The 24153-nt window shown below is 63.2% G+C and carries 26 protein-coding genes; 13 read left to right on the forward strand and 13 right to left on the reverse strand.

The window, feature by feature from the left end; translation table 11 throughout:
- The first annotated feature begins 35 nt into the window (after nt 1-35).
- Entirely contained in the window at nt 36-1205 is a 1170-nt protein-coding gene (locus ACZ52D_RS06105) for a lytic murein transglycosylase (protein ID WP_464442852.1), read from the forward strand.
- Nucleotides 1206-1387: 182 nt separating this feature from the next.
- Here ACZ52D_RS06105 and ACZ52D_RS06110 read toward each other — a convergent pair whose 3' ends face one another.
- Complete coding sequence (locus tag ACZ52D_RS06110; protein WP_222456190.1) at nt 1388-1855, reverse strand: YbjN domain-containing protein; 468 nt, start codon at nt 1853-1855, stop codon at nt 1388-1390.
- 57 nt (nt 1856-1912) lie between these two features.
- A complete protein-coding gene (locus ACZ52D_RS06115; protein WP_464442853.1) occupies nt 1913-5368 on the reverse strand; it encodes a chromosome segregation SMC family protein in 3456 nt (1151 codons plus the stop codon).
- A 394-nt stretch (nt 5369-5762) separates the two neighbouring features.
- On the opposite strand from ACZ52D_RS06115, the gene ACZ52D_RS06120 reads away from it, so the two are divergent.
- A complete protein-coding gene (locus ACZ52D_RS06120; protein ID WP_464442854.1) occupies nt 5763-6533 on the forward strand; it encodes a FadR/GntR family transcriptional regulator in 771 nt (256 codons plus the stop codon).
- A 63-nt stretch (nt 6534-6596) separates the two neighbouring features.
- On the opposite strand, the gene ACZ52D_RS06125 is transcribed toward ACZ52D_RS06120, so the two are convergent.
- The 6 genes from ACZ52D_RS06125 to ACZ52D_RS06150 form a co-directional block, all read right to left on the reverse strand.
- Entirely contained in the window at nt 6597-7157 is a 561-nt protein-coding gene (locus tag ACZ52D_RS06125; RefSeq protein WP_464442855.1) for a F0F1 ATP synthase subunit B, read from the reverse strand.
- Between the two features lie 4 nt (nt 7158-7161).
- Nucleotides 7162-7716, reverse strand: a complete 555-nt coding sequence (locus ACZ52D_RS06130) for a F0F1 ATP synthase subunit B' (protein ID WP_222456194.1) — start codon at nt 7714-7716, stop codon at nt 7162-7164.
- 86 nt (nt 7717-7802) lie between these two features.
- Nucleotides 7803-8027, reverse strand: a complete 225-nt coding sequence (locus ACZ52D_RS06135; protein WP_005636439.1) for a F0F1 ATP synthase subunit C — start codon at nt 8025-8027, stop codon at nt 7803-7805.
- A gap of 58 nt (nt 8028-8085) precedes the next feature.
- Complete coding sequence (locus tag ACZ52D_RS06140) at nt 8086-8889, reverse strand: F0F1 ATP synthase subunit A (protein ID WP_222456195.1); 804 nt, start codon at nt 8887-8889, stop codon at nt 8086-8088.
- A gap of 40 nt (nt 8890-8929) precedes the next feature.
- Entirely contained in the window at nt 8930-9274 is a 345-nt protein-coding gene (locus ACZ52D_RS06145) for an AtpZ/AtpI family protein (protein WP_464442856.1), read from the reverse strand.
- Between the two features lie 194 nt (nt 9275-9468).
- Nucleotides 9469-10365 carry a DMT family transporter gene (locus tag ACZ52D_RS06150; RefSeq protein ID WP_464442857.1) on the reverse strand — a complete coding sequence of 299 codons (897 nt, stop codon included), beginning with the start codon at nt 10363-10365 and terminating at the stop codon, nt 9469-9471.
- A gap of 89 nt (nt 10366-10454) precedes the next feature.
- On the opposite strand from ACZ52D_RS06150, the gene ACZ52D_RS06155 reads away from it, so the two are divergent.
- Entirely contained in the window at nt 10455-10790 is a 336-nt protein-coding gene (locus ACZ52D_RS06155; protein ID WP_369924721.1) for an ArsR/SmtB family transcription factor, read from the forward strand.
- A 15-nt stretch (nt 10791-10805) separates the two neighbouring features.
- Here the strand turns inward: ACZ52D_RS06155 and ACZ52D_RS06160 are convergent, their stop codons facing one another.
- Entirely contained in the window at nt 10806-11714 is a 909-nt protein-coding gene (locus ACZ52D_RS06160) for a DMT family transporter (protein WP_464443119.1), read from the reverse strand.
- Entirely contained in the window at nt 11711-12589 is an 879-nt protein-coding gene (locus ACZ52D_RS06165; protein WP_464442858.1) for a LysR family transcriptional regulator, read from the reverse strand. Before ACZ52D_RS06165 ends, ACZ52D_RS06160 begins: the two co-directional genes overlap by 4 nt.
- A 124-nt stretch (nt 12590-12713) precedes the next feature.
- On the opposite strand from ACZ52D_RS06165, the gene ACZ52D_RS06170 reads away from it, so the two are divergent.
- On the forward strand, nt 12714-13295 hold the full coding sequence (locus ACZ52D_RS06170) for an FMN-dependent NADH-azoreductase (protein WP_464442859.1): 582 nt from the start codon (nt 12714-12716) through the stop codon (nt 13293-13295).
- Between the two features lie 67 nt (nt 13296-13362).
- On the opposite strand, the gene ACZ52D_RS06175 is transcribed toward ACZ52D_RS06170, so the two are convergent.
- Both ACZ52D_RS06175 and ACZ52D_RS06180 read right to left on the reverse strand, forming a co-directional pair.
- Nucleotides 13363-13890 carry a prolyl-tRNA synthetase associated domain-containing protein gene (locus ACZ52D_RS06175; RefSeq protein ID WP_464442860.1) on the reverse strand — a complete coding sequence of 176 codons (528 nt, stop codon included), beginning with the start codon at nt 13888-13890 and terminating at the stop codon, nt 13363-13365.
- Nucleotides 13891-14008: 118 nt separating this feature from the next.
- Complete coding sequence (locus ACZ52D_RS06180) at nt 14009-15913, reverse strand: elongation factor G (RefSeq protein WP_464442861.1); 1905 nt, start codon at nt 15911-15913, stop codon at nt 14009-14011.
- 465 nt (nt 15914-16378) lie between these two features.
- Here ACZ52D_RS06180 and ffh point away from each other — a divergent pair, with 465 nt between their 5' ends.
- The 7 genes from ffh (at nt 16379) to rimM (ending at nt 21584) form a co-directional block, all read left to right on the forward strand.
- Nucleotides 16379-17899, forward strand: coding sequence for a signal recognition particle protein (gene ffh / locus ACZ52D_RS06185; RefSeq protein WP_464442862.1), 1521 nt, complete (start codon nt 16379-16381; stop codon nt 17897-17899).
- 345 nt (nt 17900-18244) lie between these two features.
- Nucleotides 18245-18814, forward strand: coding sequence for a GNAT family N-acetyltransferase (locus ACZ52D_RS06190; RefSeq protein WP_464442863.1), 570 nt, complete (start codon nt 18245-18247; stop codon nt 18812-18814).
- A gap of 61 nt (nt 18815-18875) precedes the next feature.
- Complete coding sequence (locus ACZ52D_RS06195) at nt 18876-19478, forward strand: GNAT family N-acetyltransferase (protein ID WP_222456206.1); 603 nt, start codon at nt 18876-18878, stop codon at nt 19476-19478.
- 69 nt (nt 19479-19547) lie between these two features.
- On the forward strand, nt 19548-19856 hold the full coding sequence (locus ACZ52D_RS06200; RefSeq protein ID WP_222456207.1) for a chorismate mutase: 309 nt from the start codon (nt 19548-19550) through the stop codon (nt 19854-19856).
- 60 nt (nt 19857-19916) lie between these two features.
- On the forward strand, nt 19917-20285 hold the full coding sequence (gene rpsP / locus ACZ52D_RS06205) for a 30S ribosomal protein S16 (protein ID WP_222456208.1): 369 nt from the start codon (nt 19917-19919) through the stop codon (nt 20283-20285).
- Nucleotides 20286-20289: 4 nt separating this feature from the next.
- Nucleotides 20290-20928, forward strand: coding sequence for a 5,6-dimethylbenzimidazole synthase (gene bluB / locus ACZ52D_RS06210; protein WP_222456209.1), 639 nt, complete (start codon nt 20290-20292; stop codon nt 20926-20928).
- A 152-nt stretch (nt 20929-21080) separates the two neighbouring features.
- The gene (rimM, locus tag ACZ52D_RS06215; RefSeq protein WP_222456210.1) at nt 21081-21584 is read left to right on the forward strand and encodes a ribosome maturation factor RimM; all 504 of its coding nucleotides are present in this window, start codon (nt 21081-21083) and stop codon (nt 21582-21584) included.
- A gap of 19 nt (nt 21585-21603) precedes the next feature.
- On the opposite strand, the gene ACZ52D_RS06220 is transcribed toward rimM, so the two are convergent.
- Nucleotides 21604-22641: a phosphotransferase gene (locus tag ACZ52D_RS06220; RefSeq protein ID WP_464442864.1), complete on the reverse strand. Its 1038-nt coding sequence runs from the start codon at nt 22639-22641 to the stop codon at nt 21604-21606.
- A 56-nt stretch (nt 22642-22697) separates the two neighbouring features.
- Between ACZ52D_RS06220 and trmD the strand changes: the two genes are divergently transcribed.
- Nucleotides 22698-23501, forward strand: coding sequence for a tRNA (guanosine(37)-N1)-methyltransferase TrmD (trmD, locus tag ACZ52D_RS06225; protein WP_417475810.1), 804 nt, complete (start codon nt 22698-22700; stop codon nt 23499-23501).
- Nucleotides 23502-23607: 106 nt separating this feature from the next.
- Nucleotides 23608-23943 carry a YegP family protein gene (locus ACZ52D_RS06230; RefSeq protein ID WP_222456212.1) on the forward strand — a complete coding sequence of 112 codons (336 nt, stop codon included), beginning with the start codon at nt 23608-23610 and terminating at the stop codon, nt 23941-23943.
- The last annotated feature ends 210 nt before the right edge of the window (nt 23944-24153 follow it).

Here is a 24153-nt window from a genome sequence, read left to right on the forward strand (position 1 = left end):
GGTTCACGCGAAGAAGAACAAGGAGCGTCGAAACCATGCGCCTACTGCCTCTTGCCCTGGCGGCCTGCCTCTTTCCCTCTCTGGCAGCCGCGCAATGCGGCGGCGGTTTTCAACAGTTCGTGTCCCAATTGAAAGACGAGGCTGTCCAAGCCGGGTATGACACCAGCACGGTGAACGCATTCTTTGCAGGCACCCGGCAGGACGAGCGTGTGTTGCGGGCCGACCGGGCCCAAGGGGTGTTTCAGAAGCCCTTCATCGAATTTTCCCGGCGACTGATCTCGCAGGACCGCCTCCGGCGCGGGCTGCAAATGTCGCAGACCCATGACAGCACCTTCCAGCGCATCGAACGCACCTACGGTATCAACCGTGGCGTATTGCTGGCGTTCTGGGCTTTCGAGACCGACTATGGTGGCTATCAGGGCGACTTCAACACCCGCGATGCGTTGGTCACCCTGGCCCATGACTGCCGCCGTCCCGAATTGTTCCGTCCCCAGGTCTTTGCCGCACTGGAACTGTACCAGAAGGGGGACTTTGATCCCAAGCGAACCACCGGTGCCTGGGCGGGGGAGATCGGTATGGTCCAGATGCTGCCGAGCGACATTCTCGAACACGGCGTCGATGCCGATGGGGATGGCAAGGTCAGCCTGAAGACATCGCCCGCCGACGCGCTGATGTCCGGGGCGCGGATGTTGTCGCATCTGGGTTGGCAGCCGAACCAGCCCTGGCTGCAAGAGGTGACGATCCCCGCGGATCTGGACCTGTCAGACAGCGGCACGGGCCGCAAGCGCAGCGTGGCCGAATGGCGCGCTCTGGGCGTGACCGCTCGGCAAGGCGCGCTCGCCGATCCGGACCTGCCCGCCTCGTTGCTGCTGCCGCAGGGGCACAAGGGTCCGGCCTTCCTCGCCTATCCGAATTTCGACGTCTATTTCGAATGGAACCAGAGTTTCACCTACGTGCTGACCGCCGCCTATTTTGCCAATCGTCTCGAGGGCGCGGCGATTTATGATGCAGGCCAGCCCGACGAAGGTCTGAATGACACAGAGATGAAGCAGCTGCAGGAAAAGCTGCAGGCACGGGGTCATGACGTTGGGGCCGTGGATGGCATCCTGGGCGCGCGAACACGCGCTGCCGTGCAAAAGGAACAGCAGCGCCTGGGCCTGCCCGCCGACGCCTGGCCGACAGCCGATTTGCTGCAACGGCTCTGAGGTCTTTTCTCTTCACCGGTTGCAAGCCCCGTCACCGCATTCAGTAATCCGCCTCAGCCGACGAAACGACATGAAAAAGGAGGCATGATCCTGATCATGCCTCCTTCGGGTTCTTTGCCAACGCCGCGGCATCCGTTACCCTCTGGAGACGAGGCGCGCAGCGGCACGGCGGGTGCTTGGGCTTACCAGCCGATGAATTCCTCGAAATCCTGCATGGCACGCGTCCAGATGCTGACCGCCAGCGCAAAGTCGTCCGGGCTCATACCGTCTTCCGCGAGCAGCACATCCATTTCGATACGCGCCGCCCCTTCTTCCGAGACATAACCGCGAACAAAGCGGTTTTCGCTGTTCCACTGGTTGATCTTGGCGAGCCGGACGCTGCCGTCGGTCTGATAGCCCGAGAAAAACTGGACAGCATCACAATTGATGTTGTTGTCACAGCCGTAATAGTAGACCGAAAAATCGTTACCGTAGTATTCAACCTTCAGGTTCGGATCCCCGACGCTGTCGGTAGTTACCTCGACGGTGGCGCCCTCATCTCGGAAGAACGCGGCAACACTTTCGCCGGTCTTTGCGACGATATTCTCGGCGGCCGCGGCCACGGGCATCATCAGCACCACACCGGCGGCAATCGATTTGAGCATATTCATTTCCAACTCCAACAAATTCTTGCGTGATAAAATACAGACCTCGCAATGGCCGCCTGCTCAGGCGACCATTGCCTCGGCCTTTTTCAGATCAACCGAGACCAGCTGGCTCACGCCTTTTTCCTGCATGGTCACACCGAACAGCCGGTCCATCCGCGCCATGGTCACGGCATGGTGGGTGATGATCAGGAACCGCGTATCGGTCTGACGGCACATTTCGTCCAGAAGGTCACAGAAGCGGGTCACGTTGGCGTCATCCAGTGGCGCGTCGACCTCGTCCAGCACACAGATCGGAGCCGGGTTGGAGAGGAACACCGCAAAGATCAACGCCATCGCCGTAAGCGTCTGTTCCCCGCCAGACAGCAACGACAGCGTCGACAGCTTCTTGCCCGGCGGCTGACACATGATTTCCAGCCCCGCATCCAGCGGGTCATCGCTTTCCACCATCACCAGGTTGGCCTCACCACCCCCAAAGAGGTGGGTAAACAGCATGGCAAAGCTGTTGTTCACCTGCTCAAAGGCAGTCAGCAGACGCTCGCGGCCCTCGCGGTTGAGGCTGGCAATGCCGTCACGCAGGGTCTTGACGGCGCCTTCCAGATCCAGCTTTTCAGCGACCAGCGTGTCGTGCTCTTCCTGCACGCTGCGCGCGTCTTCTTCGGCCCGAAGGTTGACGGCACCCAAAGCGTCACGCTGGCGCTTGTATCTGTCGACGTCACTTTCCAGCTGTTCCGACGGCGGCATCTCATCCGGCGAAACACCCAGCTTCTCCAGCAGGGCCTGTGGCGTGATCTGCTGGGCCTCGATAATACGGCCCGCGGCCTGGGTGACCGCGGCCAGGGCCGCGTCGCTTCGCGCCTCAGAGCGCGCCCGCGCCTCACGCGCCTCCGAGGCCAAGCGCTCGCATTCCCGTTCCTTGTGAACCGCCTCACGCAGCTCCGCCTCGGCCGCAATCAGCGCCTCGGTGGCCGCGGATTTGCGCGCCTCGGCTTCGGCAATCGCCTCGTTCAATTCTTCACGTTTCTCGGCGATCTCGGCCGGAACGGCATTGGCTTCCTCAAGCTCTTCCTGCGATGCTTCGCGCCGTTCGACCAGCTCCTGAATCCGGGCCTCTGCACTCTCAAGCCGGTGACGCCAACCAGACAATTCCTTGGTGACTTCCTGTGCACGCTTGGTTCGGGCCTCGCCCTCGCGACGCAGTTCGTCATGGCTGGAGCGATGCGTCAGCATGGTGATGCGCGCGGCCTCCACCGATTGCTTGATGTCCTCGACGGCGGCTCTTGCCTGCTCCAGATCGCCCAGATCGCGAAGTGCTTTTTCGGCCTCTTTCAACTGCAGGCCCGCGTTCAACGCGTCTTCTTCATGGCGCGCCAAAGCGATGCCAAGCGTCTCGAGTTTGCCTGCGGCCAGATTGCGGTCCGCCTCGGCCCGGCTGAGCGCGCGGGCAGCATCGGCCATGCGCTGATCCGCGGCGCGACGCGCCTGGCGGGCGTCCTGATCGGCACGCGTCACCTGTTCCAGCTGTTGCAACAGGTTTTCATGGGCCGCGCGCGCGCCATCCGCAGTGGCGCTGACACGTTCCATCTCCTGTTTCAGCGCTTCCAGCTTGTTCAGCTGCTCCAGCCGCAAAGCCGCGGCACTGGGCGCGTCTTCTGCCCAAGCGCGGTACCCATCCCAACGCCACAGGTCGCCTTCCACGGTGACCAGACGCTGGCCAGGTTTCAGCTGCGCCTGCAAGCCTGCTGCGGCATCGCCGTCCACCAGACCAATCTGCGCCACGCGCCGCGACAGGGCCGCCGGTCCGGAAACGAACATCGCCAAAGGCTGGACCCCCTCGGGCAGCGGGGCATCTTGGTCATAGTCAGGGAGGGTCAGCCAGCCGGTCGGACCATCTGCCCCGGCGAGGGGCGCGCGCAGGTCGTCCGCCAGCGCAGCCCCCAGAGCCTTTTCATAGCCCGGCGCGACTGTCAGCTCGTCCAGCACCTGGCCACCCTCGGCGGTGTCACGCTCGACCAGCTTGGCCAACGTGGTGACCTCGGCCCGAAGCGCGCCCAGCTGACCTTCGGCTTCCGAGCGTTGCGCGCGGGCTTCCGCCTCGCGCCCCTGGGTCTCGGTACGGGCCTCGTCCGCGGCCGCCAGAGCCTCTTCGGCCATTTCGGCGGCCTCGCGCGCCTCTTCCTCGGCGGTCAAGGCGGTGTCAAAACGCTCTGCCGCCAGGTCCAGCGCTTCACGCGCTTCTGCCTGCGCCTCTCGGGCCTGAGCCGCCTCGCCTTCCGAACGGGCCAGCGCACGCTGGCAATCCTCGACAGCGCGGCGGGCCGATTGGTGACGGGCGGCAAGACGGGCGACATCCTCTGTCACCTGCGCAAGATGATCCTCGCGCGCTTGCAGAACGGACGCGGCATCCCGCGCAAGGTCAGCGGCTTCGGCCAGCTTGGCGTCATGGCCATCGCCTGCCTTGGAGAGCTCACGCTGTTCCCATTCCAGCCGCTCAATGGTTTCCCCGGCGTCCTTGTTCAGCCCGGTCTCACGCTCGATATCGTTGCCAAGCTGCACGATCCGGTTGCTCAGCCGCTCTATGGTCTGCCGAGCCTGCGCTTCCTGGTCGCCCAGCGAATCCCGCTGAACCACCAAGCGCTGCAGAACGGCAGCGGCGATCGCTTCTTCTTCGCGCAGCGGAGGCAGCTTTTCCTCGAACGTCGCACGCTGGGCCGCCGCGGCGCGCACCAGCGCCTCAGCCTTGGACGCCTGCTCGACGCGCACACGCAGCTCGTCCTCTGCCGCCAGCCGGGCCTCGTCCGCCTCGCGCCAGCGACGGTACAGCAACATGCCCTCGCTCAGCCGCAAATTCTCGCCGATTTCCCGGTAGCGCTGCGCCTGACGCGCCTGACGCGCCAGCTGGCTCAACTGACCTGCAAGCTGCTCGATGACGTCATCGACACGCAGCAGATTGGCCTCGGTGTTCTTCAGTTTCAGCTCCGCCTCGTGGCGACGCTGGTAGAGACCGGAAATCCCGGCAGCTTCCTCCAGGATGCGGCGGCGGGCCTTGGGTTTGGCGTTGATCAATTCGGCGATCTGCCCCTGCCGCACCAGTGCAGGCGAATGCGCCCCGGTGGAGGCGTCGGCAAACAGCATCTGCACATCGCGCGCCCGCACGTCCTTGCCGTTCGACTTGTAGGCGCTGCCTACGTCCCGGGTAATCCGGCGCACGATCTCGAGGATATCGCTGTCATTGAAGCCCGAAGGCGCCAACCGTTCGGAGTTGTCGATCTGAAGGCTGACCTCGGCAAAGTTGCGGGCGGGACGAGAGGACGTGCCGGCAAAGATCACGTCTTCCATACCGCCGCCGCGCATCGCCTTGGCGCGGGTCTCACCCATCACCCAGCGCAACGCTTCCAGCAGGTTGGATTTGCCGCACCCGTTCGGCCCCACAACCCCGGTCAACCCATCCGCGATAACCAGTTCGGTGGGATCCACAAAGCTTTTGAAGCCATTCAGCCTGAGTTTGGAAAACCGCAAAGCTGCCCCTTCATGATTCCGTATCGAGAAATTTCATCGGGTCTTATCCTGTGAGTCAACGGTCCGCACCCCCAAATCGGGGCAGATTCCCCGCAAACTCCACCATATCTTGTGGATAACCCCGGCTTTCCGGCGATCTCTTGCCACCCGGACGCCTCACGCGGCATACCCCCGGCAGGCATTCGCCTGACGCGGGCACCAACTGTTCCATTTGTCTCGCATCGGCAATATCCGACCAGTCGATGACGTCGAACCGCGTTAGCGTGATCCGCAGCCGAAATCCTGTCACACGGTCCACCAAGCCTACCCCTGTGACGTCCATCGCGGTCGGCTCACCTTGCGAATGCTGCCGCAGCGTGGTCATATGAGTTGACCAATATGTCAGAGACCCGAAATGCCGTTTCAGAAAGTCCAGCCCGAAAAACTGTCAGCCTCAGTGGTGCGCCAGATCGAATTGTTGATCCTGCGCGGCATCCTGTCCCCGGGTGAACGGCTTCCAGCCGAACGGGAACTGGCCGAACGGCTGGGCGTTTCCCGCCCGTCCCTGCGCGACGCGCTTGGGGAGTTGCAGGCGCGCGGCCTGCTGACCTCGCGCGCCGGTGCGGGGGTGTTTGTGGCCGATGTTCTCGGCTCTGCCTTCTCACCGGCGTTGGTCCAATTGTTTGCCAGCCACGATGAAGCGGTGTTCGACTACCTCTCGTTTCGGCGCGACCTTGAAGGCCTGGCGGCGGAACGTGCGGCACGCTTCGGGTCCGATGACGACCTGCGGGTCATTCAGGCGATCTTTGAGAAAATGGAAGCCGCCGGCAACCCGGCAATCTCCGAAGAAGCCGCGCGGCTGGATGCGCAATTCCACTCCGCCATCATGGATGCCAGCCATAACGTCATCATGCTGCACATGATGCGCTCCATGTTCGATCTGCTGCGCGAAGGTGTGTTCTACAACCGGCGGATCATGTTCCAGCAACACACGACCTATGATGCCCTGCTGGAGCAGCATCGTGCCATCAACGCGGCCCTGCAGGCCCGCGCCCCGCAGGCGGCCCGCGCCGCGGTGGAAACGCATCTGGATTACGTGAAACAGGCGCTGACCGACCACCAACGCGCGGAACGCAACGCCGAGATCGCGCGCCAGCGGCTGGAGCACGAAACCGCCAAATCCTGAGCGGGAAAAGCAAAAACCCGGCCGCCTGGGCCGGGTTCTTTTGGTTTCAAGCGTTGTGCAAGCTTAGTGCAGCTTGGCGTCCACGTCAGCAATTGCAGCGTCGATCAGCTTGTTGGCTTCGGCGGCAGTCATCTGCTTCGAGATCACCTCATCCGCAGCCGCGACGGCAATGGTGATCGCCTGGTCACGCACTTCTTTCACGGCCGAAGCTTCTGCCGAAGCGATCTGCTCCTCTGCGGAGGCCAGACGGCGCGCGATCGAAACTTCCAGATCGGCCTTGGCCTGCTCGGCCGCGCGGGCGGCTTCTTCGCGGGCTGCGGTCACGATCTGTTCGGCCTGAGCCTGGACTTCCTGCTGCTTGCGCTCGTAGGACGCCAGAATTGTCTGGGCCTCTTCGCGCAGGGCGCGTGCCTCGTCCAGTTCCTTCTGGATGCCTTCGGCACGGTTGTCCAGTTGCTTGCCCAACATGCTGGGAACCTTGGCTGCCAGCAGGATGCCGACAAACAGCAGGAACGCCAGCAGGACGACAAAGTCGGTGTTGCCCAGCGTAAAGAACGGACCGGACGCGGCCAGCGCCGGGCTGACGGCACCAAAGGTCAGGGCAAGAGCGAGAGTGTAGCGCATGTCCTTATCCCTTCGTCCGTTCGGCAACCGCGGCTGCGATTGCGTCTGCATCTGCGGTACCACCCAGCGCGGTCACCAGCGCCTCCGCGGTATCAGTTGCAACGACCTTCACGCTTTCCAGCGCACCGGCCTTGATTTCAGCGATGGCCTTCTCCGATTCCGCCGCCTTGGCAGCGATCTGAGCGTCGGCCTTGGCGATGGCCTCATCCAGGTCAGCCTGGATTTCGGCGCGGGTTTCGGCGGCAATGCGCTGTGCCTCGGCGCGTGCGTCAGCCAGGGCCTGGTTGTAGGCTGCTTCAGCCTCGCTTGCCTTGGCCTTCAGCTCTTCGGCCGCGGCGATGTCATTGGTGATCGTGCCTTGGCGTTCGGCCAGCACCGCACCAATGCGGGGCAGCGCGACGCGCGACAGGATCAGGTAGATAGCGACCAGAGCGGCCACCAACCAAAAGATCTGGTTGAAGTGAACGGCCAGATCCGGCGTCAGCTGAGGCATGCCCGATGCGCCGCCATGCGCCGCGTCGGCAGCGCCGTGTGCTACATCCTGCGTGTTAGATGCCATGTCGTCCTCCTTGGGAACTTGCCGTTACACCGGGCGGTGCGGGGTTCCGCACCGCCCGGCCGTAAGGAAAAAGGTTCCTAAGGTTCTTAGACAGCGAACATCAGCAGCAGAGCAACCAGGAACGAGAAGATGCCCAGTGCTTCTGCGAATGCGATGCCGATGAACAGAGTTGCGGTCTGGGAAGCAGCCGCGGAGGGGTTGCGCAGTGCGCCTGCCAGGAAGTTGGCAGCAACGTTACCAACACCCAGTGCCGCGATGCCGGTACCCATGCCTGCCAGGCCTGCGCCGATGTATGCGAGATCGCCTTCCATTGTGATATCTCCTTACGATTGGAAGTTGACTGTAGAGGTTCGGACCTTGCAGCCGCCCTTAGTGGGACGGGTGCAGCGCGTCTTTCAGGTAGACACAGGTCAGAATGGTGAACACGTAAGCCTGGATGAAGGCCACGAGAACTTCGAGTGCGTAGACCGCGCTGATGGCGAAGATCGGCAGGAACGCCCCGGCACCCAGGGCACCGGCGAAACCTGCGAACACCTTCAGAACCGCGTGGCCTGCCATCACGTTGCCTGCCAGACGAATGCAGTGGCTGACCGGACGCACGAAGTAGGAAATCACCTCGATGATCGCCAGGATCGGGCGCAGCGCCAGCGGTGCCGAGCTGACCCAGAACAGGCCGAGGAACTTGGGGCCGTTCAGCACGAAGCCGGTCACGGTCACGGTGATGAACACCAGCAGCGCCAGCACCGCGGTCACGGTGAAATGCGAGGTGGTGGTGAAGGACATCGGGATCAGGCCCAAGAAGTTGGCCATCACGATGAACATGAACAGGGTCATGATGTAGGGGAAGAACTTGACGCCGTCCTTGCCGGTCACGTCTTCCACCATCTTGTAGATGAAGCCATAGGCCAGTTCGGCCACCGACTGCGCACGCGACGGCACGATGGCACGGCGGGACGAGCCCAGAACCAGCAGAGCGAACACCGCGGCCACGGCCAGCGCCATCCACAGGGTCACGTTGGTCGGGGTGTACCAGGCCACGTGGTCACCACCGAACAGCGGCTTGATCTGGAACTGATCCATCGGATGGATCGCCAGTTTCGATTCCGCGGGCGCGAAAACCAGGCCCGAGATCAGCACCAGCGCGAGCGCTGCGTAAAAGAAAATTTTGCCCATCAGTCCGCTTCTCCTGTCGCCGGCTGCCGATCCCGTTGGATCAGTCCCGGTCCTGCGCATTCTTGTCGGCCTCATCGGCCAGTTTCTTCTCTTGGATCTCCTGCGCGCTGCGGAGCATTGTCTTCACCCCGGCCGCAAGCCCCAGAAATACAAACAGCACCATAAATACGGGCAGGGTGCCAAACAGCAGGTCCAACCCGTAACCGATGCCAAAACCGATCCCGAGACCGGCCACCAGTTCAATCACCATCCGCCAGGCCAGATTGGCCATCGAATAATGTTCATCCACGCGCGGCTTGGGCTCCTGGGCCTTACGCGCCGCCGCCAGTTTCTCCTCCAGCTGCGCCAAGCGCTGCTTTTGGTCGTCATCTGTCACGGGCGCCATCCTCACGCGAATTCTGACTGGGTTGCTAAGGCCAAGGGGCCGAGGAGTCAATTACAAGGATTGAAGATTCAAAAATCATACAGGATATTGTTTTTGCGCAATTTTTCGCCAAACCCCAAGCGACGCGGCGCTCAGCCGCATGCGCCGAACGCCGCAAAGGCCACACCGCAGCATATTCAACCAAAAGGTTGATCTTAGGCCGAGGGCCGGAACAGCAACCGCCAGCGCACGATCCGACCATCGATCAGCAACAGCCCGAGAAGGATCGCAACCATGCCCCACAGATGCTCCGCAAGAAGCGTCTCCCCCAGGACGGTCGTCCCCAGGAACAGCGCCGACACCGGGGCAATCAGGGTTGGCAGGGTGATGTTCGTGGGCCCCACCTTGGGCAATACCCAGTAGAAGGCGATGAAGGCGGCCGAAGTCAGCACGAAGCCCAGCACCAGAAGCGAGGCCCATGTCTCGGGGCGGGTGATCTGCGGTGTGCCTTCCGACCAGAGCGCCAGCGGCGCGATCACGACGGTGGCCCCGGTCAGCGCAATCGCCACCAGAACCACGGGCTGCATGTCCCGAAAGCCCCTCGCGATGTTCACCGAAAACGCGTAGCACAGCGGCGCGCACAGCGTGATCAATACCGCCCACAGAGCCGAGCTCTGCCCCCCGCCCAACATCGGCAGCGAGAGCAGCACGATCCCGAGAAAGCCGCACAGCACCCCAAGCGACTTGGTGAACGTCGCCCGCTCACCGCCGGGCCAGAAATGCGACACCACCACCGCCAGCGCCGGGGTGGTCGCATTGACGATCCCCGCAACACCGCTGGCGATATGCTGCTGGCCCAGCGCGTAGAAGGCAAACGGCCCGGCATAGCTCAGCGCGCCGAAGCCCAGAAGGGACAGCCAGCGTCGCGGGTCCCGTGTCACCGGCTTGTGCGCCGCCAGCACGTAGATCCAGCACCCCAGCGCACCAAAGCCCACCCGTCCCATGGAAACGGACAACGGCCCCAGTTCACGCAGAAGGATCGCGTTGAACATGAAGGACATACCCCAGCCGATGCCGAGGATGAAAATCACCAGCCAGTACTTCAATGCCATGGCCGTAGCCTCCCCCATGCCCAGAGAGCGCCACAATGGCGCTTCGGCAAAGATTGTCAAACCCCGATGTCGACAGTAGGAAGATCTGTATGAGCGCCACCCTTGACACCGTCTTTGCGGCCTTGGCCGACCCCACCCGCCGCGCGATCCTCACGATGCTGCTGGAGGACGACATGGCCGTGACCGATGTGGCCGAGCCTTTCGAGATGTCGCTGGCGGCAATTTCCAAGCATCTTTCGATCCTGACCCGCGCAGGATTGATCGCGCAGGAAAAACGCGGTCGGGTCAAATGGTGCAAGCTGCAACCCGATGCCATGCGCGAGGCCTCTGTCTGGATGCAGGGGTTCGGACAGTTCGAACCCATTCACCTCGACGCCTTTGAACGCTTTCTCGAGCGAGAGCTTGGCGAGGGGGATCTCGGCTGACAGGCAGCTCGCCGCTCAGGCCTTGGCGGCGCGTTTGCCGGGTTTGGCGTCCCCTTCCAGCAGCATCACCAGCGCCGCGATGGATGCCGCCACCCCGATCAGCACCATTCCCGAAGGCACCCCACGGCCCAGCGCGATCTCCCACAGAATGACCCAGGTCGGGGTCAGGTAGGTGTAGGCCATCACCTTGGCCGAGGGCAGCCGCATTGCCGCATATTGCAGCAGAACGAAGGTCGCCGAGCTGGCGCAGATCGCCAGGTACAACAGCCCAAGCCAGACGATACCGGGCAGGCTCAGCCAATCGGTTGCCAGAATGTCTCGCCAGCCAAAAGCCACAAGCAACAGCGCCCCGGCGATCAGCATGCCAAAGGTGAACACCACCGCGGGCTCGCCCCGGTTCAGCTTGCGTACCATTGGCGTGTAGATCGCATGCAGCACGCAGCCCCAGAAATAGATCATTTCGCCTTCGCCGATCTCGAAGGCCGCCAGCTGCGCCAGATCCCCGCGCACGATCACCCACACCGCGCCAGCCGCGCCGATGGCCAGCGCCAGCGCCATCCAGCGCGAGGTCACTTGCCGCAACAGAAGCCAGCCGAACACCGCACTCATCACCGGCACGAGGGTGAACACCGCGGCCGCACTCACCGGTGCCGCGGTTTGCAGCCCGTAGAACATCAGGACAAAGTAGCCGCCGAACAGCCCACCCAATACGACATAGCGCCAGGGGGCCCGGAAATGCGCCCGACGCAGCCCCTTTGTCGCCAGCGCCGCAGCGCCGATCACCACCGCCGCGATGGCAAAGCGCGCAGCATTCAGCGCCGAGGGTGCGATTTCATTCGCGACCATCACCCCGAGGGAGAACGACCCTGCAACCAGGGCCGAGAAGGTCAGCATTGCCAGATGCCCGCGCAGCGCTTCGCTCACAACTGCCACCCCTTCGCCTGCTCCTTGAGGAACTTCAGAAATGCCTGCACCTTGGTCGTCCGGTGCAGATCGACATGGGTCACCAACCACAAGGCTCCTTCCCACTCCGGCTGCGGGGCCATCATCTCGACCAGGTCAGGCTGCTGCCGCCCCTCCCAGGCGGGCATGAACCCGATCCCGGCGCCCGCATGCACGGCCTGCTGCATCGTGAAACCATTGGTGCAACGGAACGAAATCGCCTCTGCCGGCGCATGGGTCCGCAGCCAGCGCGAAAACGGTGCACGGCTGTTTTCGTCGTCATGCCCCACAAAGCGGTGGTTGGCCAGATCATCAACCCCTTTCAGCATCCCGTATTTCTCGACGTAGCTTTTCGAGGCATAGAGGCCGATCTGCTGCTTCATGAAAGGTTGGACGACATTGTCAGGCTGATCGGGGGCATTGCCCGCGCGCACCGCGACATGGGCCTCGCCGTATTCCAGCCGAAACAGGCGATCACCGGTCAGATAGCGGATGATCAGGTCCGGGTGCATCTCCTGAAACTCCTGCAAGGCGGGCACCATCATCGGCGCAAAAGACGCCAGGGACGTCACCACCAATTCGCCCGAAACATCGTCCCCCTGCCCTTTCAGCCGACCGACAAGCTGGTTGAACTGGTCATCCGTGGCCTGGGCCACGCGCAGCAGATCCTGCCCCGCCTCGGTGGGCGTGTACCCCCTGGCATGGCGCTGGAACAGCTTGACCCCCAACCGCGCTTCGATGGCGTCGATATGGCGGATCACGGTCGCATGGTGCACGCCCAGCACCTCGGCTGCGCCGCTGACCGTGCCCATGCGCGCCACCTGATATGCGGTGCGAACCTCATCCCAATTGTCCATGGCGGCCTCCTTGCCGATCCGCGCACTATGCGCACATACGCACAAATGCTGTGACTTTCTCGGCGTTGCGTTCACAAATGCAATACCCCAGTTTCTGGTCAGCAACAAGCACAGGAACTCTGAAATGACCCGCACCGTTCTGCATATCGACTCCTCGGCCCGCACCGAAGGTTCGGTCACCCGCGACCTCTCCGCTCAGATCGTGGGCCGCCTTGGCGCGGCCGATATCATCCATCGCGACCTTGCCACGCCGCTGCCCCTGCTGGATGGCGCCTGGGTTGGCGCCAACTTCACCCCTGCCGACCAGCGCAGCGAGGAGCAAAAGCAGCTGCTTTCGCTGTCGGACACGTTGATCGAGGAATTGAAACAAGCCGATACCATCGTGGTCGGTGCCCCGATCTACAACTTCTCCGTCCCCTCCACCCTGAAAGCCTGGATTGATCTCGTGGCGCGTGTCGGTGTCACTTTCCGCTACACCGAAACTGGCCCGGTCGGCCTGCTGGAGGGCAAGCGCGCCATCATCGCCGTGGCGTCCGGCGGCACGCAAGCGGGTTCAGACATCGACTTCGCAACCACCTACCTGCGGCACGTGTTGGGCTTCATCGGTATTACCGAGGTTGAGATTGTCGCAGCAGACGCCATGTCGATCGACGCCGAGGGCGCCCTTGCGAAGGCGCAAGACCAGATCAAGGCACTGGCAGCCTGACGCCTGACCACGTTCATGAACAGTCGCCAGCCTATGCCGGGCTGGCGACACGGTCATACTTGCCGGGCTAGACGTATTTGACGTCAACGCCGATCTTTTCAAAAAATGCCAGCAGCGCGTCCCGCGCCATCACCACGGTCCGGTCGTTCACCAGTGGGTGCATGCAGATCACGTCGGCGTCTTGGGCCTGCGCGTCGAGAAAGAAGGTGACCCCCTTCTGCACGCCGTTAATCATGGCCAACGGGCTGACAGCGCCGGGGCGGATGCCGAGGTTCTCCAGCAGCCTTTCGGTGGAGCCGAATGACAAGCCGCCCACCCCGAGCTCCGCGCCCAGCGCCTTGAGATCAATGGCACGATCCTGCTCCAGGGAAACCAGGTAATTGCGCTTCTTGCGATCACGCAGATACAGGTTCTTCAGCCGCAGGGCACGCTCCCCCGGCGCCAGGAACTGATCCTCGACGGCCTTGGCGTCCTCGACCGTGCGCAGCGGCACATGGGTATGCAGCCGGTAGCCGATACCCCATCCGTCCAGCTGCGCCAAAAGCGCGTCAGAGGTAACAGGCAAGCTGTCCTGATAGGCAGATGAGGCGTCCATGTTGTTGCTCCGCAAGCCGTTTCCGAGTTACGGCGCAGATCACAGAAATCACTTGCGAAATGCAAGTCATAACCGCGCCACCTGCCATGCCCCCTGATCACAGGGGGAAGAACCCGATTTAGGCGTCCGCGAAGTCGGCCCGCCGTGCCTCCTCGTAGTGGTCAAAATCCGTGCTGAACCAGCCGGTGCCGCGCGTTGCGCTGGCCAATGTATTGCACAGCTCGTCTTGTGCAGCCATCGGCAGCAAGGTTTCAAACACATCCCAGCCAACGGCCCCATCCTCGGCCTCGAAGCCGAGGATCTGGCCTTTCATTCCGCTGACCACGGGCACCAATCCACCGGTGAAGACCGAGGGCACATGGATCTGCACCCGCATGATCGGTTGCAGCAGCGTCAGCCCCGCCTCGGCCAAGGCCTCCTTGACCGCGTGATTGCCTGCCGTTCGGAAAGCATAGTCGGAGCTGTCCACGGAATGATGCTTGCCATCCTTCAATGTCACGCAGACATCAACCACCGGGTAGCCGTTCGGCCCCCGCGCCAAGGCTTCGCGCGCGCCCGCCTCGACCGACGGGATGTAGTTCTTGGGCACCGCGCCACCCTTCACCGTTTCCTCGAACACGAAACCGCTGCCGCGCGGCAAGGGTCTCACCTCGATCACCACATCGGCAAATTGGCCCGCACCACCGGATTGCTTGCGGTGGCGGTGGTGGATCTGAACCGAGCGGTTGATGGTTTCGCGCAGGGCCGGCGGCACCGGTGTTTCCTCGACCTCGACCCCGAACTCCTGCTGGAGCATCTGTTTCACCCGGCGCAGGTGCAGCGGCCCCTGCAGGTGCAGCAGCGCGTGGCCGCTGGCCTCATCCTGGGAGACCTGCAGCGCAGGGTCGACTTCGGCCAGCCGCTCCAGCGCCCCCGACAATCGGGCATCGTCGCGCTCATGCACGGGGGTAATCACCCTCCGGAAGGTCGAGGGTCGCGGCTGCGCCCATGCGGGCAGCGGCGCCGCGCCCTCGGCAGCATAGGCGAACCCGAGATTCAGATGATCCGACTTCACCGCCTGGCCGACATCGCCTGCCCCCAGCCGTCCACCCTGTCCGCCGATGCTGCTGAGGCTGCCCAGCGTCGCACCGCCGACCGGGCGACCATTGCCGACATCAGCGCCCATCGCGCGCACCAGCACCATCTTGCCCAGGTGCTTCACCAGATCCGCCATGCAGCCCACCGCCAGCACATTCCCCGAAGGCGACAACCGTTCCAGTGCCGCGCCCACGTCCGGGGCCTCGTGCCGCAGCGACTTCATCAGCCGCAGGATGCCATTGCGATGCTCGGCCGACCCCAGCAGCGCCGGGAACAGGTCATTGTGCTGCAGCACCCTGGTGGCCACGTCATAGACTTCCTCGGCCATCACCTGCTGATCCTCGATCAGCTCCTCCAGCAGGGTGTCGTCGAAATCCGCCAGCGCTTCCAGCAACTCGGCCCGCGCTTCCTGCTCGCGGGCGTACATCGTGACCGGCAGCTCGATCAGTGCCGAAGGCTCGCCCTCACGGTATTGCCAGGCGCGCTCCGAGATCAGATCCACAGCGCCCACAACCTGCCCCTCTTCGCGGATCGGCACCTGCCGCAGGATGATGTTGTGGCTGCAATAGGCCTGAAGTGCAGCGACGATATCTGCCACCCGGTCCGCTGCCTGGTCCATCCGGTTGACAAAAATAAAGGCGGGGATCCCCGCCTCCTCCAGCTTGCGCAAATACGGCGCGCTGAGGACCGCAGCCCCGGCATCGGCCGGAACGCAGAGCACCGCCGCATCGCTGGCCGCCAGCGCTGGCCCTGCATGTGCCAGGTTGTCGGCGCCGCCCGCGATGTCGATGGCGGCCCAGTCCTCGCCCATGAATGAAAAAGGCTGCAAGGCCGCGACACCTTCGACCTCGTGTCGCTTCCCCGCGCCCCCGTCCAATTCGGCAAGTGCCGTGGACAGCGTTGTCTTGCCGGATTGCGACGGTCCTAAGATAGTGAAAACGCGCATGTTCCCAGATCCTCCCTTGGCTGATACAGCTGCCCGTCAAAGGGGACCGGCCCCCTGAAACCGCCGGGACCAGCTAACTGCGCCTGTGCCAAAAGACCTGCCTCGATGCGCTGCCTGCCGATGCCGGGCACCAAAAGGGCAGCAGTCTGATGTTGGCCAGCTGCCCCTGCCCCTGTCAAGCGCGCAGAGGGCGTAGCGGCCAGAACCCGCAGCCGACGACTGGTGCCCCGCACGCATAGCCGCCCGCCATCGCGGCCTGCGTCCCCCGACAAAGGTTGACTCCGCCACCGGTTTCGGCGTAACGCCTGCAGCAACACCCGGAAGATCTGAGTCTTCCGGTCCCTGCCCATGTCAGGGATCGCCCTCCACCAGCGTGTTACGCCCGTGGGGGCATTTGCGCATGGACCGCTTGTCCCCTACATACGGGGGCGCCACAGTTTAAACCGGCATCAGGAGGCCGCAGGCATGTTTGAAAATCTATCCGAACGCCTTTCCGGCGTCTTTGACCGGCTCACCAAACAGGGTGCCCTCAACGAAGAGGACGTGAAATCCGCCCTGCGTGAGGTCCGCGTCGCACTGCTGGAAGCCGACGTCTCGCTGCCGGTTGCCCGTGACTTCATCAAGAAAGTGCAGGATCAGGCCACCGGCCAGGCGGTCACCAAGTCGGTGACCCCGGGCCAGCAGGTGGTGAAGATCGTGCATGACGCGCTGGTCGACGTACTGCGCGGCGACGAAGATCCCGGCAAGCTCAAGGTCGACAACCCGCCTGCGCCCGTGCTGATGGTCGGCCTGCAGGGCTCCGGTAAGACCACCACCACCGGTAAGCTGGCGAAACGGCTGAAGGAGAAAGAGGGCAAGAAGGTCCTGATGGCCTCGCTCGACGTCTACCGCCCGGCGGCGATGGACCAGCTGGCGGTGCTCGGCGCGCAGATCGGCGTCGACACCCTGCCGATCGTGCCCGGCCAGAAACCCGTCGACATCGCCAAGCGCGCCAAACAGCAGGCGACGCTCGGCGGCTATGACGTCTACATGCTGGATACCGCCGGCCGCCTGCACATCGACGAGACGCTGATGCAGGAGGTCGAGGACGTCCGCAACGTGGTCTCACCGCGTGAAACGCTCTTGGTCGTCGACGGCCTGACCGGCCAGGTCGCCGTTGAGGTGGCCGAGGAATTCAACGCCAAGATCGGCATCTCCGGCGTGGTGCTGACCCGGATGGACGGCGATGGCCGCGGCGGTGCCGCGCTGTCGATGCGCGCCGTCACCGGCAAGCCGATCCGCTTTGTCGGCCTTGGCGAGAAGATGGACGCGCTGGAGACCTTCGAGGCCGACCGCATCGCGGGCCGTATCCTCGGCATGGGCGACATCGTGGCGCTGGTCGAAAAGGCCCAGGAAACCATCGAGGCCGAACAGGCCGAGAAGATGATGAAGCGCATGATGAAGGGTCAGTTCAACATGAACGACCTGAAGATGCAGCTTGAACAGATGCTCCAGATGGGCGGCATGGAAGGCATGATGGCGATGATGCCCGGCATGGGCAAAATGGCCAAGCAGGTGCAGGACGCAGGCATGGACGACAAGGTGCTGAAGCGCCAGATCGCCATGATCCAGTCGATGACCAAGAAGGAACGCGCCAATCCCGCCATCCTGCAGGCCAGCCGCAAGAAACGCATCGCAGCCGGCTCCGGCGTGCAGGTTTCGGATCTCAACAAGCTTCTGAAGATGCACCGGCAGATGGCCGATGTGATGAAGAAGATGGGCAAGATGGGCAAAGGCAAGATGCTGAAACAGGCCATGAAAGGCATGTTCGGCAAGGGCGGCATGCCGGATATGGGCGGCATGGACCCCAGCCAGATGGACCCCAAGGCACTGGAAGCCGCAGCCAAGGCCATGGGCGGCGGCAAGGGCCTCCCCGGCGGGCTGCCCGGACTGGGCGGCGGCTTGGGCCTGCCCGGCGGCCTCAGCGGATTTGGCAAGAAGAAATAAGCTCGCATGACCGCTTCCTGCCTCCCAATTGCCTCCCTCGCACACTCCCAGCGCGCTTTGCAGCCGTCGGGTGTCGCGGCGGCGCGCGCGCTGACCCGCGCGGGCATCGGGGATGACAAGTGGCAGGGGCGGCCGGGCGCTTGTGGCCCGGCACTTCGGCGCGCCGGGGATCGGCGGGGGGCAAATGGCCGCAAAGGCTTTGTTCAAATTTGCGCCAAAAATACGGCCTCGCAGGCCGTGTCGGCGCCACATTTAACCGAAAATTACGCAGTCTCGAAAATACTCCCTCACCGGATGGGTGAAAATCATGCCGGGCGGCCTTCCGCCCGGTCAGAGGGGTATGGAATGATTGGATTGCACAAACCGTTCCCACGACTGTTGTCCAAGCGGCTGATGCTCATGTCTCCGGCCGATCCGGACTTTGATGCCAACGCGGCCTTCCTGGATGCCGATGCACCAAAGTTCATCGATGCCGCATCGGATCCGGATTCCCTGTGGTGGTCAATCGCGACCATCATCGGTCACTGGCATCTGCACGGCTACGGGCTGTTTGCAGTCATCGAACGCAACACTGGCCAGACTGTCGGTCTGGTTGGTCCCTGGTTCCCTAAGGGCTGGCCGGAGCCGGAATTGTCCTGGCACCTGATGGAACCCGGCCGCGGCAAGGGCTATGCCAGCGAAGCGGCTGAATGCGTCTTGCACTGGCTTTTCACCGAAGCAGGCTGGGACAGCATCGTGTCCTACGTGCCGGAGGAAAACCACGCCTCGGTGGCGCTGGCCCGCCGGGTCGGGGCGCGTCCGGAAAACCCTGTTTCGTTCCGCCTGCAACCCGCACCAAACATCCGGGCCTGGCGTCATGTTTCGCCGCGCGCGCGCCATGCCAAGGCGCCCGCGGGACGGGGGCTGCTTCACTGATGCAGCAGCGCGGGATCATATGTCGGCACCGCCGCGCCCTCCTGTCAGGGGAGGCGCGCTGATGCCCTGTGACATCCCGGTGATCGAGACCCGGCGCTTGCTGCTGCGCGGCCCCGAGGCAAAGGACTATCCCGACTTCAAGGCGACCTTCAGCTCCTACCGCTCGCGCTTCATGGGCGGACCGCTGAACCCCTACGAGGCCTGGATGCTGTATGCCGCGGAGATCGGTCATTGGCAGGTGCGCGGATTCGGCATGTGGATGATCCACGACAAGGCCACCGAAGAAACCTATGGCATGGCCGGTGGCTGGCAGCCCGCAGGCTGGCCGGAGCGCGAAATCGCCTGGATCATCTGGCCCGGTGCCGCAGGCAAGGGCTACGCGCTCGAGGCGGCCCATGCCGCACGCGGGTATTTTTATTCAAATCTGGGCTGGGAGACTGCGGTCAGCTATATCGACCCGAAGAACCTCGACTCGATCCGGCTCGCGGAGCGGCTTGGTGCCCGCAAGGACCACGAGGCCGCAACCATCGACGGAAATGACGCGGTCTATCGTCACCCGGCGCCGGACACGCTGAAGGACAGCCAGATGGCACATGGCATAGACATGGAAATTGCCCATTATGCCGACCCGCTCTTCAAACCCGAGGGCTGGGCCATTGACTGAGATGCACCGCCGACCCACCGCCCCTGCGCGGCCTGATGTTCCTGCAAACCCGATGCGGAGAGCCTTTTGATGACGACCGACACCCAAGATCCCGTCGCCCGCGCAGCGCAGTTGCTGAAGGGCCACCGCGAAAGCATCGACCGTCTGGATGCAATCCTCGTCTATACGCTGGGCGAGCGCTTCAAGCACACCCAGGCAGTGGGCCGCCTCAAGGCTGAACACGACCTTCCCCCGTCCGATCCTGCCCGCGAAGCCGCGCAGATCGCACGGCTCGAAGACTTGGCAAGACAGGCCGATCTGGATCCTGAATTCGCCAAGGCATTTTTGAACTTCATCATTGATGAAGTCATCCGACACCACAAGAAACACCAAGAATAACAACAAACAACAGGACAACCGGGGCATACCCCGGACAACGCCATCAAAGGAGATGTACCCATGGCAATGAAAATTCGTCTGGCCCGCGGCGGCTCGAAAAAGCGTCCCTTCTACCGCATCGTGGCTGCCGACAGCCGCATGCCGCGCGACGGCCGCTTCATCGAGAAGCTGGGCACCTACAACCCGCTGCTGCCGAAAGATTCGGAAGAGCGCGTGAAAATGGACATGGAGCGCGTGCAGTACTGGCTGGACCAGGGCGCCCAGCCGACCGACCGTATCGCACGTATGCTGGAAGCAGCAGGCGTCCGCGAGAAGGCCGAGCGCAACAACCCCAAGAAAGGCACCCCGGGCAAGAAAGCTCAGGAACGCGCCGAAGAAAAAGCTGCCAAGGCTGCTGAAGCTGCCGAAGCCGCTGCCGACGCGGAATAAATCCGTGGAGCTGCGGGATGCCTTTCCCGAGGAGTTCCGCAGCCAGCTTGATCTGCTGATGCGGCTTCGGCGCGATGTGCGCCGGTTCCGCAGCGATCCGGTGGACGAGGCAGTGCTGATGCGCTGCCTCTCTGCCATTCCCCTGGCCCCCTCGGTGGGGCTGAGCGAACCCTGGCGTATTCTGCGCGTCGAGAGCGCCAAAGCCCGTGCCGCGGCGCTGGCGAATTTCGAGAAGGCCAATGCAGAGGCTCTGCAAGGCTATTCGGGCGAGCGTGCCGAGCGCTATGCCGGATTGAAACTCTCGGGCATGCGCGATGCGCCCGTACAGCTCGCGTTCTATTGCGATGACGAAACCGCCCAGGGCCACGGCCTTGGCGCCGCCACCATGCCGGAAATGCGCCGCTATTCCGTGGTCACCGCCATCACCCTGTTCTGGCTCGCCCTGCGCGCGGAAGGGCTGGGGCTTGGCTGGGTTTCGGTGCTGGATCCCGAGAAACTCAACCGTGACCTGGCAGCGCCAGAGAGCTGGAAGCTGATCGGCTATTTCTGCATCGGTTACCCGGAGCGGCTTTCGGACACCCCGGAACTGCAGGAAAGCGGCTGGGAAAGCCGGATGGCAGATCTGCCGCTGGAAACGCGTTGACGCCGCGATGGGACGGTTGATACGGCTTGTGTTTTTCGTTGCGGTGGCTTTTACGGCTGGCATCTTCTTCGAACGCAACAACCAAAGCGAACTCTGCAAACAGACTGGCGGTCAATGGCTGCGTGCAGGGTTCTGTGCAAAGGAATGAAACGATGAGCGATCTTATCTGCGTCGGCGCGCTGGCAGGCGCCTTTGGGGTGCGCGGCGAGGTGCGTCTCAAGAGCTTCTGCGCCATCCCCGAAGAAATCGAAGACTATTCGCCCCTGTGCAGCGAAGACGGCAGCCAGAGTTTCAGCCTGAAGATCACGCGCGCCGTAAAGAACGGTTTTGCGGCCAGGATCGTCGGGGTCGAAACCAAGGAGGACGCCGACGCGCTGAAAGGGCTGCGCCTTTTTGCACGGCGTGACCAGCTGCCGACCTTGCCCGACGATGAATATTACCACGCTGACCTGATCGGGCTGGAGGTCTACGACACCGGCGGCACCCTCTTGGGCACGGTGCGCTCGGTACAGAACCACGGCGCCACGGATCTTCTGGAGGTGCATGGCCCGGGGTTGAAGTCTTCCGTTCTGCTGCCCTTTACGCTGGCCGCCGTGCCGACAGTGGATCTCGCGCAGAAACGTATCGTCGCAGACCCGCCTGACGGGCTGTTCTGATCGCGCCTCGCCCTGCCGCTCAGTCTTGCTCGGTTGCCAGCAGGTGATCGAGCACCTTGACCAGCAACATCAGTTGCCGCTCCCCCTTCGGGCTGACAGCCCGCTCTGTTACGGCCAATCTCTCCCACGCGGCCCAAAGCTTCATGGCGAAGAAGAACTGGAAGACGGGATCATTCGACACAGGCGCGCCATAGCCGGTTTCGAAGGCGTCCCAGTCGGCCTGGGCAATATATCCGTATCCATCCGGGCAGCCAGCCTCCGCCAAGTGGTGCAGCCCGTTGGCCAGGAACAGATTTGCCAGATCACGTTGGGGGACGGTGCCGCGGTGATTGGCGAAATCAATAAGGCTGATCTGATCTTCGGCAATCAGGATGTTGCGCATGTGCAGATCGCCATGCTCCACCGCGCCCTGATAGGTCTGCCCCCTTGCGCGCCTGCCGACCCGGTGCAGATAGGCACATAGACCAACAAACCGCTTGGGCTTCCGGATCGGCAGCTCCCCCGCGCGCACCTTCTGGGCACTCTCGCCGACTCGTCGCAGATACGGTTTCGGCCAAAACCGCTTCACCTCCGTGCGGGAACACTGATGCAGCGCCGCCACGGCATGGCCGATCCGCCGGAGGACGACGCCCCGGTTTTCAAGCCCAAGGCTGCTCATATCGAGCGCTTGGAATGCCGTTGCGCCGGGAGCGAACTCCATCAGCGCAACCTTGTCTTGCGGATCCCGCCATAGAATCTCGGGAACCGACACGCCCCGCGTCTCCCTCAGCCCCTCCGCCGCAGCGTGATGGCGGTCCAGGATGCGCCGGAACGTCTGAAAGCCGCGAGGGGAATAATCTGCACGCAGGACATAGTCTCGGCCATTTGCAGCCTGAATGTGCAACACGCAGCGCAGGTCCGCCCGGCCGCTATTGACCCGCAGCCTGTGAAACCGGGCGGCCTCGGTGGGCAGGCCGACGTTGGCCGCGATGCGCGGCCACAGTGCCTCGGTGCGCTCTTGCACCTCGACCATCGCGTCGAACTGCGCCTGTTCTTGGGAATGCGCCCGTGAATTCATCAAAACCCCAAAGCTTGGTATTGCGCCCCACCGTCACTGGACTAAACACTCAATCCATGAGTGCTGCAAACAAATCCCACGGCCGCAAGGCCATCCGCCCGACCCTGAAACCGCGCGAGCTGATGACGCCGACGCCGGATTTGGCGGGCGTCTGGAAGGCCAAGATCATCACCCTGTTTCCCGATGCCTTCCCCGGCGTGCTGGGCGAAAGCCTGACCGGCAAGGCGCTGCAGCAGGGGTTGTGGCAACTGGAAACCACCGATCTGCGCCAGTTTGGCGTCGGCAAGCACCGCAACGTCGATGACACCCCCGCGGGCGGCGGCGCCGGCATGGTTCTGCGCCCCGACGTTCTTGGCGAGGCGATCGAGCACACGATGGCGGGCACCGGCGGCAACTGGCCGCTGATCTACCTGTCGCCCCGCGGGCGGCGGATGGACCAGCGGATGATGCAGGATTTCGCCCGCTGCGACGGCATCACCCTGCTGTGCGGCCGGTTTGAAGGCGTCGATGAACGGGTGCTGGAGCACTATGGCATCCAGGAAGTCTCGCTGGGGGATTTTGTCATGACGGGCGGCGAGCTGGCAGCCCAGGCGCTGATCGACGCCACCGTGCGGCTGATCCCCGGCGTGCTGGGCAACCACGCCTCGACCGAGGAGGAGAGCTTTTCTTCCGGCCTTCTGGAGCATCCGCAATATACCCGCCCCGCCGAATGGAAGGGCCACGAGATCCCCGAGGTTCTGATGTCCGGCCACCACGGCAAGATCGCCGAATGGCGCCACCAGATGAGCGAGGAGATCACCCGCCAGCGGCGCCCTGACCTTTGGGACGCCCACCAGGCCCGGAAAAACCGCACCTCGTAGACCGCTCCCCTACCGCGAACCTGCCCCAAGCGCATCAAATCATTGCCGGATTGCGCAAGCCGTGTTTATCCTCGGTCATATTCATTGAACTATAGGAGAGATCAGGGTGGCAGGAAAATTCGAACTGTACCGGGACAAGGCCGGTGAGTATCGCTTTCGTCTGAAGGCAGGCAACGGCGAAAACATTCTGGGCAGCGAAGGCTACAAACAGAAAGCCAGCGCGGAAAACGGCATTGCATCGGTCCGCAAGAACGCCGTCGACGACGCGCGTTACGAGCGCAAGGAAACCGCCGCGGGCAAGTTCATGTTCAACCTCAAGGCCAGCAACGGCCAGGTCATCGGCAGCTCGCAAAGCTACACCAGTGCGTCAGGTCGCGACAACGGCATTGAATCCGTTAAGAAAAACGCGCCGGACGCAAAACTGGACGACCAAACCGCCTGACAAGCCGACACGGGCGACGCTCCTCGGCAGGCCGGTTGCGCCCCGGCCCGGCGGGAGCCCCGGTGAAACTCTTGCCGGATAGGCGGCTCGGCACTTGTTTTAGCAGTCTTTCAGCCGTATACAGCGCAGGTCTGGATTCGCTTTTGCGGACCCGGACCGTCGTGCGTTGGATCATGACTTGGAAACTTTCTTCGGTTTCACCATGGGATC

This window comes from Leisingera sp. S2M4 (assembly GCF_055398055.1).

Bases quoted from the DNA above. Each gene is read 5' to 3' on its own strand.
- ACZ52D_RS06200 (WP_222456207.1), top strand. From the start codon at position 19,548: ATGACGACCGACACCCAAGATCCCGTCGCCCGCGCAGCGCAGTTGCTG.
- ACZ52D_RS06165 (WP_464442858.1), bottom strand. From the start codon at position 12,589: ATGGACAATTGGGATGAGGTTCGCACCGCATATCAGGTGGCGCGCATG.
- ACZ52D_RS06195 (WP_222456206.1), top strand. From the start codon at position 18,876: ATGCCCTGTGACATCCCGGTGATCGAGACCCGGCGCTTGCTGCTGCGC.
- ffh (WP_464442862.1), top strand. From the start codon at position 16,379: ATGTTTGAAAATCTATCCGAACGCCTTTCCGGCGTCTTTGACCGGCTC.
- ACZ52D_RS06125 (WP_464442855.1), bottom strand. From the start codon at position 7,157: ATGCGCTACACTCTCGCTCTTGCCCTGACCTTTGGTGCCGTCAGCCCG.
- ACZ52D_RS06130 (WP_222456194.1), bottom strand. From the start codon at position 7,716: ATGGCATCTAACACGCAGGATGTAGCACACGGCGCTGCCGACGCGGCG.
- ACZ52D_RS06150 (WP_464442857.1), bottom strand. From the start codon at position 10,365: ATGGCATTGAAGTACTGGCTGGTGATTTTCATCCTCGGCATCGGCTGG.
- trmD (WP_417475810.1), top strand. From the start codon at position 22,698: ATGAGTGCTGCAAACAAATCCCACGGCCGCAAGGCCATCCGCCCGACC.
- ACZ52D_RS06105 (WP_464442852.1), top strand. From the start codon at position 36: ATGCGCCTACTGCCTCTTGCCCTGGCGGCCTGCCTCTTTCCCTCTCTG.
- ACZ52D_RS06110 (WP_222456190.1), bottom strand. From the start codon at position 1,855: ATGAATATGCTCAAATCGATTGCCGCCGGTGTGGTGCTGATGATGCCC.
- ACZ52D_RS06180 (WP_464442861.1), bottom strand. From the start codon at position 15,913: ATGCGCGTTTTCACTATCTTAGGACCGTCGCAATCCGGCAAGACAACG.
- ACZ52D_RS06120 (WP_464442854.1), top strand. From the start codon at position 5,763: ATGCCGTTTCAGAAAGTCCAGCCCGAAAAACTGTCAGCCTCAGTGGTG.
- ACZ52D_RS06220 (WP_464442864.1), bottom strand. From the start codon at position 22,641: ATGAATTCACGGGCGCATTCCCAAGAACAGGCGCAGTTCGACGCGATG.
- ACZ52D_RS06140 (WP_222456195.1), bottom strand. From the start codon at position 8,889: ATGGGCAAAATTTTCTTTTACGCAGCGCTCGCGCTGGTGCTGATCTCG.
- ACZ52D_RS06145 (WP_464442856.1), bottom strand. From the start codon at position 9,274: ATGGCGCCCGTGACAGATGACGACCAAAAGCAGCGCTTGGCGCAGCTG.
- ACZ52D_RS06155 (WP_369924721.1), top strand. From the start codon at position 10,455: ATGAGCGCCACCCTTGACACCGTCTTTGCGGCCTTGGCCGACCCCACC.
- rimM (WP_222456210.1), top strand. From the start codon at position 21,081: ATGAGCGATCTTATCTGCGTCGGCGCGCTGGCAGGCGCCTTTGGGGTG.
- ACZ52D_RS06175 (WP_464442860.1), bottom strand. From the start codon at position 13,890: ATGGACGCCTCATCTGCCTATCAGGACAGCTTGCCTGTTACCTCTGAC.
- rpsP (WP_222456208.1), top strand. From the start codon at position 19,917: ATGGCAATGAAAATTCGTCTGGCCCGCGGCGGCTCGAAAAAGCGTCCC.
- ACZ52D_RS06190 (WP_464442863.1), top strand. From the start codon at position 18,245: ATGATTGGATTGCACAAACCGTTCCCACGACTGTTGTCCAAGCGGCTG.
- ACZ52D_RS06170 (WP_464442859.1), top strand. From the start codon at position 12,714: ATGACCCGCACCGTTCTGCATATCGACTCCTCGGCCCGCACCGAAGGT.
- ACZ52D_RS06135 (WP_005636439.1), bottom strand. From the start codon at position 8,027: ATGGAAGGCGATCTCGCATACATCGGCGCAGGCCTGGCAGGCATGGGT.